At 67.2% G+C, this 12,384-nt stretch carries 10 protein-coding genes; all 10 read right to left on the bottom strand.

Annotated features, from left to right (window positions below; all coding sequences use genetic code 11):
• Positions 1–7: 7 nt before the first annotated feature.
• The 10 genes from B7495_RS02385 to B7495_RS02340 all read right to left on the bottom strand — a co-directional run bounded on the left by B7495_RS02385 (position 8) and on the right by B7495_RS02340 (position 12,320).
• Positions 8–1,150: a glycosyltransferase gene (locus B7495_RS02385; RefSeq protein ID WP_240632362.1), complete on the bottom strand. Its 1,143-nt coding sequence runs from the start codon at positions 1,148–1,150 to the stop codon at positions 8–10.
• 14 nt (positions 1,151–1,164) lie between these two features.
• On the bottom strand, positions 1,165–2,607 hold the full coding sequence (locus B7495_RS02380) for a sugar transferase (protein ID WP_240632361.1): 1,443 nt from the start codon (positions 2,605–2,607) through the stop codon (positions 1,165–1,167).
• Positions 2,598–3,413 carry a hypothetical protein gene (locus B7495_RS02375; RefSeq protein WP_088455159.1) on the bottom strand — a complete coding sequence of 272 codons (816 nt, stop codon included), beginning with the start codon at positions 3,411–3,413 and terminating at the stop codon, positions 2,598–2,600. Before B7495_RS02375 ends, B7495_RS02380 begins: the two co-directional genes overlap by 10 nt.
• A 177-nt stretch (positions 3,414–3,590) precedes the next feature.
• Entirely contained in the window at positions 3,591–4,172 is a 582-nt protein-coding gene (locus tag B7495_RS02370; protein WP_240632469.1) for a low molecular weight phosphatase family protein, read from the bottom strand.
• A gap of 23 nt (positions 4,173–4,195) precedes the next feature.
• The gene (locus tag B7495_RS02365) at positions 4,196–5,641 is read right to left on the bottom strand and encodes a polysaccharide biosynthesis tyrosine autokinase (protein WP_088455157.1); all 1,446 of its coding nucleotides are present in this window, start codon (positions 5,639–5,641) and stop codon (positions 4,196–4,198) included.
• A gap of 137 nt (positions 5,642–5,778) precedes the next feature.
• Positions 5,779–8,163, bottom strand: coding sequence for an ATP-binding protein (locus B7495_RS02360; RefSeq protein WP_088455156.1), 2,385 nt, complete (start codon positions 8,161–8,163; stop codon positions 5,779–5,781).
• A complete protein-coding gene (locus B7495_RS02355) occupies positions 8,160–8,810 on the bottom strand; it encodes a response regulator transcription factor (RefSeq protein ID WP_088455155.1) in 651 nt (216 codons plus the stop codon). Before B7495_RS02355 ends, B7495_RS02360 begins: the two co-directional genes overlap by 4 nt.
• A 70-nt stretch (positions 8,811–8,880) precedes the next feature.
• Positions 8,881–9,603, bottom strand: a complete 723-nt coding sequence (locus tag B7495_RS02350) for a thymidine kinase (protein ID WP_088455154.1) — start codon at positions 9,601–9,603, stop codon at positions 8,881–8,883.
• A 51-nt stretch (positions 9,604–9,654) separates the two neighbouring features.
• The gene (locus tag B7495_RS02345) at positions 9,655–10,992 is read right to left on the bottom strand and encodes a hypothetical protein (protein WP_088455153.1); all 1,338 of its coding nucleotides are present in this window, start codon (positions 10,990–10,992) and stop codon (positions 9,655–9,657) included.
• Positions 10,989–12,320 carry a sensor histidine kinase gene (locus tag B7495_RS02340; protein WP_088455152.1) on the bottom strand — a complete coding sequence of 444 codons (1,332 nt, stop codon included), beginning with the start codon at positions 12,318–12,320 and terminating at the stop codon, positions 10,989–10,991. Before B7495_RS02340 ends, B7495_RS02345 begins: the two co-directional genes overlap by 4 nt.
• Positions 12,321–12,384 lie beyond the last annotated feature (64 nt).

The following is a 12,384-nucleotide window of genomic DNA, read 5'->3' as shown; positions in this document are numbered from 1 at the left end:
AAAAGAGTCAAGATTTCCGCCCCAGAACCGAATCGACCCTGTGACGGGCAGAGCCCGCACCAGGCTCTGCCTGGAACAGCGCCCGGAGATTGTCCTCGTACGCTTGGCACACCTTCTCCCAGGTGTAGATCTCAGCCACCTGCCGACGCCCATGCTCGATCGCGTTGATCTGCCACTGAGAATCAGCCATCGCGCCAAGAACTGCCTGCTCGATGTCTGTGCTGGTGGGGCGAACGAACAGGCCCGATGAGCCCAGGACCTCACGGTTGTATTCGGTGTCCCTCGCCACGGTGGGCGCACCACACGCCATGGCCTGCACCAGAGCCGGATTAGTGCCGCCGACGCTGTGACCATGGAAGTACACACCAGCGTGCTGCCACAGGGAGAAGAGACGACGGTCGTCGCTCACATGGCCGAGCCAGGTGATGCGCTCGTTCGATTGGGCAAGAAGCTGCGCTTTCTTATCGAGCGGACCGCCATATCCCTCCGACCCCACGATGACAACATCGTGGGTCTGTGCAATCGACTCTGCGGCATCGAGGAATTCCGGGATGGTGTTCTCCGGCACAAAGCGGGCCACCACGAGCACATAACCCCGGTGGGTGAGCCCGGGTTCGATCGGCAGTTCAGGAGGGACAGCTCCTCCGTACGGGATGAACACACCATCAGTACCGAAATCCTGATTCCATCGTTGCGCGATGACGCGCGAGTCATAAACGAGACGAGTCCCGAAACGCGCAGTCAGCTTCGCCCCGGTGCGAAACATCCATTTGGCTAGCCGACCCCATTTGGCCCGGTCCCACTCGATTCCATCCACGTTTATCAGCGTCGGGATTCCCCGGGCTTTCAGGATCGGGAGCCAGAATCCGTTCGCTACGTTCATGACGAGGGCAACATCGGGCTTTCGCTTCGCGGCGTCGAGACATGCGGTCAACCCGTAGGAAAGGGTGCTGAGAGATTTCCGCTCGAGGCCCCGCGTCACTACGGAGCGCACCCGCGTGTCTACGTCCGGGTCAGAACTGCGGGTCGACCCATGCCTCCCGTAAACCGTCACGTCCCAGCCCTGTTCGGCCAGGTAGGGGGCAAGCCGACGCACCGCAGTTTCGAATCCGCCGTAGTAGCTCGGGTAGCCACGCGTTCCAATGATCACAACACTGGGCATGCTCAGTAGGCTCCATTCGGTTTCACAACTGCGCGCACAGTTCGGTACAAGATCATGACGTCGCCAATCAGTGACCAGTTTTCGACGTAGTAGAGGTCGAGCCGGATGCTGTCTTCCCATGAGAGGTCCGAGCGTCCGCTCACCTGCCACAGTCCCGTAATGCCCGGCTTGACCAGCAGGCGTCGCTCGGCATGGTTGTCGTACTGCTCGACCTCCTTCGCGAGCGGCGGCCGCGGACCGACCAAGGACATGTGCCCGAGGAAGACGTTGATCAGTTGAGGAAGTTCATCAAGGCTGAATCGACGCAGGAAACTCCCCACCTTGGTCACACGCGGGTCGACCTTCAGCTTGAAGAGCACACCGTTGCCATCCGACCTGTCGAGCAGGTGGGGAAGCTTGTCCTCAGCGTTCGTGACCATCGACCGAAACTTGATCATGCGAAAGTGGTTGCCGTTCAGGCCAACACGCTCCTGATAGAAGAACGCGGGGCCCGCGCTACCGCGACGCACCGCGACCACAATCCACGCAAACAGAGGGCTCAACAGCACCAGTCCCAGCCCGGAGGAGATCATGTCGAACGTGCGTTTCGCCGCGTGCCGGCTACCCGTGAATGCAGGAAAATCCACTTGGATCAGGGGCAGGCCCGAGACGGGGCGCGTGTGGATGCGCGGACCCGCGATATCGGTCAGTGCCGGGGCCATGATCAGGTCGATCCTCAGCGTCTGTAGCTGCCAGCCGAGCTCCCGGAGGCGCCGCGGGCCGAAAGCGTCGGCTCCGGTGAAAATCACCGTGTCCGCACGAGACAATTCGATGGCCTGGACAATTTGATTGAAATCGCCGAGCACGGGAACACCCTCAACGAGGTCTTGCTCAATGCTGCCGTTCTCGGTCACGGCACCGGCCAGGTACAGACCGGCTGCAAAGTCGCGTCTGATCCCTTCTACGACATGGGTGCTCTTCTCCCGTTCTCCCACAACTATGACCCGGTGCACGAATTGGCCGTCCCGACGGCGGGCAATCAGCCACTTCCGCCAGGCCCAGCGACCGATGAGAAGAAAAAGAAGCCCAATGGGGAGGGCCGTGAGGAAGTACCCTCGGGCCAGATCCACCTTGAGCAGAAAGACCACGATTGCAGTGAGACCGAATATCCGGGCGCTGGCGTCGATGATGCGCTTGTACTCGGTGCTCCCGGTGCCGATGATCTTGTGGTCGCGTGTTGCGTAGAACTCCAATGCGAGCATCCAGAAACCAATCAAGGCCAGGGACACAAGCGTGTAACCGATGGTGAAATCGGTGAGATTCTCGATGGGGATACGCAACTCTGAACGTCGAGCTCCGAACCACAAGACCTGGCTCCCCAAGACCATCAGCACGACGATGGTGAGATCAGTGAAGAAGAGCCGTGAGGCGTAGGCGCGCTGCCAGGAGACCCCGCTCAGACCCACGACATGCCGCCATCCGTAGACCGGGCGAATGCATCGCCTGCCCATAGCCACACGGTGCTGTCTGCTGCAACGGAGATGGCCGTCTCGCCAGGGTTGACCGTTGCGGGCAAGCAGGCCGTGTCGGCCGTAGCAACGAGGGTGCCCTCCTGGGAAACGCTGACCAGAGAGACACCGGTGCACCCAGGCGGGTTGGCCACCGCCACTGCATATCCCTCGGTCGTTGCCGCTAGGGCGGCCGCGCCCGGGACAACGGCAGGCTCAGACCACGTTGTGCCGGAATCCAGGGTTGTGACGACCGAAGCGTCGAGGCAGAGGACGGCTGCAGCGGCGTTGTCGGTTGCCGCGATGGCGGAGACCGCCGCGCACGGGGCAGCCACATCCCCGCCGGGGGTGTGCACGGTGCCTGGCGTTGCCGGGTTGATGTACCACTCCGCCGTTACGCGTTCGGGGTACGCCTTCCACGCATCGCCCGCGACGAAGGTTGTGACGAGTTGGGGTGCGCAATCCGTGTCGTCGAGGGTGACCAGGGACATCGTGTCGGCGTTGGCGACGTTGATCGCCAGGATGGAGGAGGCACCGGTCTCGTCAGAGGCGTTGAATCCCTCCCAGGTGGACCCGGAATCGGTCGTGAGTTCGGGATCGGCCGAGGTGGCAGGGCATCCACCGGTTGTGGCACGCCAGGCAGTTGAATCGTCGAGAGCAGCGAGGATGCGAGTGGGAGCGACCGTTGCTGTTGCGGCGATCTCCGCCGGCGCGACCTCAACGGTCGGAGAAGTCTCGACAGGCTCAACCTGCGATGGGGTCACGGTCGGTGCGGCCGCAACAGTTCCCGCGTTGACGGGCGGTTTTGTTGCAGTGAGGGCGAAAGCGACTAAACCGATATCGACGAGTAAGAAGACGGCCAGGCCGACGACGACTCGTTGACGAGTGCGGTTATTGCGGTTCCCTCGACTTTGGGGTGTAGAAGCGCCCATGAGACCCCCCTAGGGCTGGTGAACTTTTGCGGATCTGTGGAACAGCGAGATGACGTCATTCACGGCTGGAACAAGCTGACGAGCGGATTCGGCGTAGACCTCATCGCTGCGCCGATACGGGTCAACGACGTCATCATCGTCGGGAGACTCCGGCGGACCCACGACTCCGCGCTGTGAGGCCGCGAATCCGACCAGCGTGGAGAACCGACCAGCAACATCGTTCAATGGGAGCGCCGCGGCCTCGTCGAGGTCATCGTCAGAGACTCCCCCGACAAGCCGAGCGAATTCACGGATGGTGAACGTGTAACGAATGGCCTTGGGGAACAGCTCTACGATGGCCCGTCGGTGTTCTCGGGACATGGCGAAGACCAGGTTGGCCTCGCTGAGGTGTCCCACGGTGAGCACCTGCGCAATGTGCTCCGAGGGGTCCCCGCCGAAGTAACGGGACAGGTCGGCGGCCTCAGGAGGCATCGCCTGCCCGGTCAACCCGATGGTTCCGGCGCTGCCGAGGGTGACCTCCGGCCAGTGCGCCAAACCGACGCGGAGCAACTGTTCCGCCAGTGGTGATCGGCAAATATTGCCCGAGCACACCGTGAGGATTGTGAAGCCCGCCACTACGCGGTTCTCCGCCGGGGCTTGGTGAAGCTGTGCCGTCTGGGGAGAACGGAAGCTTCAACGCCGCTGTTTTCTTCCTCGAGAGCGGAGCCATAGCTGTACTGGCCGTAGCCGTACGAGTCCGGCCCCTTCGTCGGAAGCATCGTGATGACCATGCCCACCAGCCGGCTGCCTGCGCGTTCGAGTGCCTTCACCGCGGCGGACAGCTCGTTGCGCTTCGTACGGCCAGAGGCCACAACCATGATGGCACCGCCGCAGAGTTTGCTCAGGACCGCGGCATCCGTGACGAGGAGCAACGGCGGTGCGTCGATGAGGACGATGTCGAACTCTTCGGTCAGTGCGGCGAGCATATGCGCCATCGCACTCGAGCCCAGCAGCTCACTGGGGTTCGGGGGTACGCGTCCGCTGGGAAGAACAAAGAGTTTGTTCTTGCCCCACTTCTGCAGGACATCGGCAAGTTCTGCGCGACCGATCAGTACGTCGGTGAGACCGACGCCACCTTCGATGCCCATGTAATCGGCGACACGTGGCAGTCGCAGGTCCCCGTCGATCAAGGCGACGCGGGCACCAGTCTCAGCCATCGCGATGGCGAGGTTTGAGGTGGTCGTACTCTTGCCCTCACCCGGAATCGAGCTGGTGACGACGAAGCTGCGTGGGCCACCTTCAATATTGACGAACTGCAGGTTCGTGCGCAGGCTGCGGAAAGACTCGGCGCGGGGGTTCTTGGGGTCGGAGTGGACGACTAGCGGCCGGATCCGCGCATCGGGGTCGTTCGTGATACCGCCGAGCATGGGGGCATCCGTGACGAGGTCGATGTCGTGCAAACTGTGAATGCGGGTGTCAAGGACACTGCGCAGCACGGCAAGGCCGACGCCCAGCGCCAGACCGACGAGTAGTCCCAGCGCGATGTTGAGCGGGATGTTTGGGCTGGCGGGAGCTTCTGGCACCAGAGCCGGCTGAATCGTCGCGATCTTCACCGGGCTCAAGGCTTCACCGTCGGGCTTCTCGAGCTGGTCGACCACGATGCTACTGAAGTTCTGACCCACAGCATTGGCTATCTTTGCAGCGAGCTCCGGGTCGTGGTTCGTGACGGAGACGTCGATGAGGACCGTGTTGAGAGGTGAGGAGGACTCGACCATTTCCGCGAGTTCAGCGGCGGTGAGATCGAGCTTGAGGTCGGTGATCACCTTGTCCAGCACGATCGCGCTGTTCACCACATCAACGTAGGACGTGACGGCCTGGCGAGCGAAGCTGGTGCCGGCGACGAGCTCGCCGCTGCCAGCGTCCCCGGAGGACTTCACGGAGACGTAGAGCTGGGTGTTGGCCACGTATGTGGGTGTCGTGGCGATAGAGGCCGTGGCGGCAACGGCCACCCCGAACAGGGTCAAAGCCAGAATGAGGATCCAACTCTTGTGGAAGATCCTGAGATAGTCCTTTAGTTCCACGCGCGTTCCTTCGGTATGTACTCGTCGAGAGGAACCGCTCGAATTGCATTATCCCCAGAGTTATCCTTGCACATGTGTGGCGCAAAATGACCCTCGAACGGGAGGTGCGGCACATGGTGCTGCGGAGGGTGGCCCGGCTACTCGGGGGTCCGCACGGTGCCGTCGGGGCCGACGCCCAGGATGCGGTGGGTGCCGGACTCGATCACGAGGGTGGCCACATCCGCTCGGCCGGCCGGCAGCACACGTACGGTGACGCGGCCGTGTTCGATGGTGTCGAGCGCGTCGGCGACGGTGCGGGCGAGGGTCTCGAGGTGCTCGGGCGGGGTGTCGGCGCTGTCGTCGAGCACGGTGACCTCCACGCCGCGCAGCCGGGCCGCCTGGACGGCGTGGACGACCGGGGGCACGAACAGGCAGCGGCCGCGGATGGCGTCGCGGAGGCTGGCCTCGACGAGCAGGCACTGGGCGCGCTCCTCCGCGGTGAGGGCGTGTGGCTCGGCGAGGCGCAGCAGGGTGGGCCGGGCGAGGGCGTTGACCCGGCGGAGCTGGGCCTTGCGCTCACGGATGGCCGCCACGGTGGTGGCGTCTTGCCGGGCGCGGGCCAGGTCGTCTTGAGTGAGCACCCGCAGGTCACGTTCGGAGCGGCCGAGCCCGACGACGAAGAGGCTGCCGGCGAGCAGAGTACCGGCGTGCCGACTGACCAGGTCCACCCCGACCATGGCCGACTGGCCGGTCTCGACCGCCCAGCCCACCGTGAGAAGGGCCAGCACCGCGTAGCCCATCCAGGCCGACCGGATCTGGCCGCGGGCGGCGAGCACCACCAGGATCAGGGTGATCGCGCCGAGGTGCCAGTGCGCGAACGGAGCCTCGTCGTGGGCGGGCAGGTAGCCGAACATCAAAATGGCGCCGACGCCGCTGAGGGTGAGGGCCACGGCCACCTGCGTGCGGGGGAAAGGGCGGTTCATGGGGCGCATCAGGGTAATGGCGGAGAGCACGATCGCGACGTAGGCGCCGAGCATCAGGGCCAGCGGTCGGCCGGGGACGATGTTGATGACGGCGAGCAGGCCGTGGACGAAGACGAAGAGGGCCAGGATGAGGCGGGCCATGGGGGTGGTGAGGTCGAGGGAGCTGGAGAGGAAGGTGGGGGTCTCGACAGGCTCGACCGACGGATGGGGCTCGATCGATGGGGTCTCGACAGGCTCGACCGATTGGGGTGGCGTTGGGTAAATTGGCGCGCGATTCGCGGGCTCGCGGTCGGGGGCCCAGGCCACCACTACGTCGGTGCCGCGGCCTGGGGTGGAGCGCACGTGGGCGGCGCCGTCGGGCAACCGGGACATGCGGCCCAGGATGGACTCGGCGATGCCCAGCCGCTCGGGCGGCACCAGGGCCGGGTCGAAGCCGACGCCGTCGTCGCTGACGGTGACCTGGAAGCCGTCGGTGGTGGAGAGCACCGTGACACGGCGGTGCACCGTCCGGGCGGGGTCCTGCCCCGCGGCCGAGTTGACCGAGTTGCGCAGGGCCTCGCCGACCGCGCCGAGGATGGCCGTCACGGCCGCCGACGGTACGGTGCGTTCGATGCCCGCTTCCTGGCCGGCGCGGGCCGGGTTGTCGACCTGCACCACGGCAGCCGGGGCGATTTGATTGGCGAGCGTGCCGATGCGGGCGGCGGCGTCGGAGACCAGCAGCACCGGCTGCGGCGGCGGGGCGCGCAGCGCATCGAGCTGGGTGAGGGTCTTGGACGCGTGGCCGGAAACCACGGACGGCGGGGTGCGGCCCAGGCCCGCCATCAGCAGGGTGGAAATGACACTGTCGTGCACCAGCGCGTCGATGCTCAGTCGCTCCTGCCGGCGGGCCACCCGCGCGGCCCGGTGCGCCTCGGCCTGCCGGGTGAGCAGGGTGGCCTCGTCGACGCGGGCCGAGGCGCGTCGGGCGGCCAGGGTGAACGCGACGAACACGCTGACCAGCAGCAGGGAGTACAGGCCGTCGGCCAGGCCGATGAGGGCCGGGTCGGCCTCGGCGGAAGTCGTGAAGCGCACAAAACCGCTGAGTGTGGAGGTGAGCACCGTGAACGCCCACACCAGACGGGGCTGGGCGAAGATGGCCACGGCCACGCAAGGCACCCCGGTGAAGGTGATCACCCAGGGGATGTCGGCGCCGGCGGGCAGCGGTGTGCTGCGCACGATGAGCCAGAATCCGAGGATCCCGACGAAGCTGAGCGCCTCGGCTGCGACAATGCCCCGCAGGATGCGCGCCGATCCCCACCGGGCGGTCAGGCCCAGGGCGACCGGCAGGCCGAACGACGCGGCCCAGGCGGCCGCAGCCAACGCGGAGTTCGGCCAGGCCTGCGCCAGGAACGACGGCAGTGAGAGCAGGCCGAAGATGCCGGCCGCGGCCGCCACGGCGATGCAGAGCAGCCGGGTGAGGTTGGCGGTGGCCGTGTGGGCCGGTCGCTCGGCGACCATGGGAATCGGGACGGTCGGGTCGGTGGCCTGCAGCGCGCCGGGGCTGCCCGTCAGCGCGGTCATGAGCGGCCGGGCACCGGCAGGATGCCGTCCTCCAGCGCACGCTTGTACAGGTCGATTTTGGTGTTCGCCGGCCGGCCGACCCTCTCGTACTTCGAGCGCACCCGGCGGATGTAGTCGACCACGGTGAGCTCGGACAGTCCGGTGTGCGAGGCCACCAGCGGGGCCTTGGCACCGGCGGCGTAGAGCGAGAGCACCTCCCGCTCGCGGGGGCTCAGGCCGGCATCGGAGAGGTCGGGGTCGCCATCCAGCGCTGCCGCCCACTCGGTGGAGGCGATGGTGTCGCCGGCCGCTGCCCGGGTGACCGCGTCGAGCAGCACGTCGGTGGGTTCGGACTTGCGCACCACGCCGAGCACACCGCTGCGGGCGGCGGCGCGCATGAGACCCGCGTCGTCACCGCCGGTGAACGCGAGCACGGCCGCGCCGGTGGCCCGTAGCCGGTCGACGTTGCCGGTGACGGTGGAGCCGTCGGAGAGGCGCAGGTCGAGGATCACCAGGTCGACCGAGGTCTCCCCCACCTCGGCCAGCAGCTCGGCGACCGTGGCGACGGTGGCCACCACCTCGATCTCGGGCAGGGTGGCGAACAGGCCGGCGAACCCGCGCGCCACGATCTCGTGGTCGTCGATCAGCGCAACGCGGAACCTGTGCATATCTGCCTCTTCTGCCGTGCGGAATCGAGTGCCCTGATAAATGACGGCTTTTGCCGCCGCGGATGCTTCCCTAGGGTGATGATGGGGAACTTGCCGGGGGGCAAGCTGGGGCGCTCTCGGTGGCCGGACTCGCTTCGTGCGAATCCACGCCGATTGAGCGCCCTCGCTCCGCCGGTTCCCGGCGTCGGTTGTTGAGCACGCCGTGGCTCTCCTCGAGGTAGCAGGAGCCGCAGAGCGACTCGTAGGTCACCTCGACGCCGTCGATTGCTACCTGGTCGCCGTCGAAGACGAACGCGCCGTCGACCTTGCGCCCGTTGAAGACGGCCTTGCGACCGCACCGGCAGATGGTTTTGAGTTCTTCGAGGCTGTGCGACACCTCGAGCAGCCGGCGGCTGCCCGGGAAGGCCACGGTTTGGAAGTCGGTGCGGATGCCGTAGGCGAGCACCGGGATGTTCTCGAGGATCGCGATGCGCAGCAGGTCGTCGACCTGGGTTTCGGTGAGGAACTGTGCCTCGTCGACGAGCAGGGCGCTGACGTCGAGCCCTGTGGTTGCCTCGGTCTCGTGCCGGTGCTGCTGGAACAGGGCGTAGGCATCCGTCTCGGGGGTGAGCAGAAAGTCGACGCCGCGGGTGACGCCCAGGCGGGAGAGGATGCCGCGGTCGCCCTTGGTGTCGACCGACGGCTTGGCCAGCAACACCCGGTGGCCGCGCTCCTCATAGTTGTAGGCGGCCTGGAGCATCGAGGTGCTCTTGCCGCTGTTCATCGCCCCGTATCGGAAATACAGTTTCGCCATTACCGCCGGTACCGCCCTCTTATACGTCTTGTGCGTCTTGTTTCTTGAGGTTCAGCGTACTTGGCGGGGCGGTTGCTTGGCGCGAACCCCGGCGGGGGTAGCCGGGGTGGCCAGGGCCTCCCGGGGCGGCCCGACCTGGTGCGGGTCGCGGGCGCCGTCGAACTCGATGGTGAGGGAGGGGCGCCGCACGGTGACCCGCACATTGGCGAAGACCACCCTGATGACACCGAGGTAGGGGCGCAGCAGCGCGCGCACCTTGCGGGGCGGCAGGTCGAGGGCGGCCTGGATGGTGATGGTGTCGACCGCGACGGATGTCGGCGGTGCCGTTTTGGTGAGGGTGGGCCTGGGGGCGGTGAGGGTGGCCGGGGCGGGCCGGGGCGGCGTGGGGGTGCTCGAGCCGGTGATCTGCACGACGAGGCTGTGCGGGTCGAAGCCGGGCGCGGCGCAGAGGGCCCCGATCAGGGCGGCGGTGGCGGCACGCTGTTCGGCGCGGAACGCTGTGGCCCGGTGCTCGGGGTCGGCCACGACGAGCAGGCCCGGGGTACCGCGCTCGGCCAGGGCGGCACGTTCCCGGGTGGCCACGGAGTCCAGCCAGGTGCGGTCGATCTCGGCGACCAGGGTGCGGCGAACCTCGGCGGCGAGCTGGCCGGCCTGCGCCACGTCCAGGGCGGTGACGGTGCCACGCTCGAGGAGCTCGGCGAGGAACGGGATGACGCCTGACTTCAGGGCGGAGACCTGCTGCTCCACCACGGCCCGGGCCATCTGGCCGCGGGCTTCTTCGGTGCGGGCGACGATGGCGCGGCGGGCATCCGTCTGCCAGGCCAGGATCGAGCGCACGATGCGGCGCGAGTACGCGGCGCCGGCGGCGGTGGGCGCGAGGATCTGGGTGACCGAGACGATCGCGTACACGGCGACGGGGACGTGCACTTCATAGGAGCCGGCTTGCGGCACGGTGATCAGGATGGCGACGACGCTGGCGACGGCGCCGGAGAGGGCGATCTCCCGCCACGGCCGGTAGGGGGCCAGCGCCAGGAGGAGGAAACCGATGCAGACCGGGCCGAAGTCGTCTTGGACGAGTAGGTTGTCGCCCCACCGGCTGAGCTGCTCGCAGACGTACCCGAGCAGGGCGAAGCCGGCCATGATCAGGTGGATCCGGCGGCCGAACGGCGACCGCGCCGGTTGGGTGCCGATCACCAGGGTGGCCGCGGCGGCGGCCATGGCCAGCACGGCGAGGGTGGCCATCAGGGGGTTTCGGATCTGGTCCTGTTGCAGGACCGTGGCGATCACCGAGTAGCAGAGCACGATCGAGGCGATCGCTGGCGACAGCGGCCAGGCGGCGAGGGTGCCCAGCGGGTCGAGGCGCTGCTGCGTGGCGCGATGGGCGGTCACGGGGTGGCCTTGTCGGTGGGGGTGGTGGCTGGGTCGGTCTCGGTGGTCGAGGCGGGGGCTGTTTCGGCGGCGGCCGCAGCCGCGGCGGGGGCGGTTTCGGCAGCGACTTCGGCGGCCGCGGCGATGGTGCTCGGCACGATGGGCGGGGCGGGCAGGGTGAGTAACACCGAGGTGCCGGCGCCGGGACGGGACCAGATCACCACGGAGCCGCCGAGCCGTTCGATGCGTTTGCGTACCGACTGGCGCAGCCCGAGCCTGTCGTTGCCGGTCTCGGACTCCATGAAACCGCGGCCGGCGTCGAGCACCATCACCGAGACGTTCTGACCGTCGGCGTCGATGACCACTTCGGCGGTGACGATGCCGGCGTGCAGCAGCACGTTGACCAGGCATTGCTGAACCGCCAGGCCCAGCTCCTTGTCGCTCTGCGGGTCCAGGCGCGCCAGGGCCTCTTTGTCGCCGGTGATGTCCACGACGAGGCCACGGTCGCGCATACGGTCGATGGCGCGGAACACGGCGCTGGACAGCCATCCGTCGTTGCCCGCCGCGGCGGCGGTGCGCTCGTCGACGTGGGTGAGCCAGTCTCGCTCGGCGAGGGTCTGCAGGGTTTCGCGGAGGCCGGCCTCGAGGCCGCGGCTGAGCGGGCCGGGTTTGGCGCGGGCCACCGACACCAGCTGGTTGAGGGTGGTGTCGTGCATGAGGGCGATGGCGCGCACGTCGAAGTCGTGGCGCAGGATGCGGGACTCGTCGTCTTGCACGGCGCGGTGGATGGCGGGCTGGGCGGCGCGTCCGGTGCGGCGGGCGAGGCCGTCGAGCAGCATTACGCCGACCAAGAACAGATAGGTGACGACGGTGAACACGTCGGGGCGGTCGGGCACGGGGGTCTGCGAGATGGCAAGGGTGGCGGCGGCCTCGGCGAGGAGGAAGCCCAGGGTGCTCCACAGCACGCCGACGAGCGCGCCGGTGCCGGCGCCGCCGACCATGATCAGGGCCATCTTGGGCAGCGAGATCAGAAACATGTCCGAGGACGGGAAGACGCCGGGCATGCCCAGCACCGCGCTGGTGAACAGGTAGGTGCACAGGGCACCGACCAGCAGGTAGGCGATGGTCAGCGGCACCGTGCGCCAGCGGGCGAGGACCGCCAGCAGGGCGCCCATGCCGAGGATCGCGGCGACGGTGATCTGCAGCCGCTCGGTGACGGGGAACACGCTCAGCGCCAGGACCGAGAGCAGGGCGCCGGCCAGGCAGACCAGGCCGAACCAGTGCGACGCCCGGGCGAGGGCACGGCTGAGCGTGGCCTTGACCAGGTGGTCGGGTAACCCAAGTGACATTGCGCCCTCTCCGCGTCTGATTATCTCAGGTGTGCGGGGGTTGGCGGGCAGCCGGTTCGACGGT

Origin of the sequence: Cryobacterium sp. LW097 (assembly GCF_002205495.2) — a bacterium.
GTDB classification, from domain to species: Bacteria; Actinomycetota; Actinomycetes; order Actinomycetales; family Microbacteriaceae; genus Cryobacterium; species Cryobacterium zongtaii.
The sequence above is the reverse complement of the archived record's forward strand: the minus strand, read 5'-3'. Positions and strand labels throughout refer to the sequence as shown.

Bases quoted from the DNA above. Each gene is read 5' to 3' on its own strand.
- B7495_RS02340 (WP_088455152.1), bottom strand. From the start codon at position 12,320: ATGTCACTTGGGTTACCCGACCACCTGGTCAAGGCCACGCTCAGCCGT.
- B7495_RS02360 (WP_088455156.1), bottom strand. From the start codon at position 8,163: ATGACCGCGCTGACGGGCAGCCCCGGCGCGCTGCAGGCCACCGACCCG.
- B7495_RS02355 (WP_088455155.1), bottom strand. From the start codon at position 8,810: ATGCACAGGTTCCGCGTTGCGCTGATCGACGACCACGAGATCGTGGCG.
- B7495_RS02350 (WP_088455154.1), bottom strand. From the start codon at position 9,603: ATGGCGAAACTGTATTTCCGATACGGGGCGATGAACAGCGGCAAGAGC.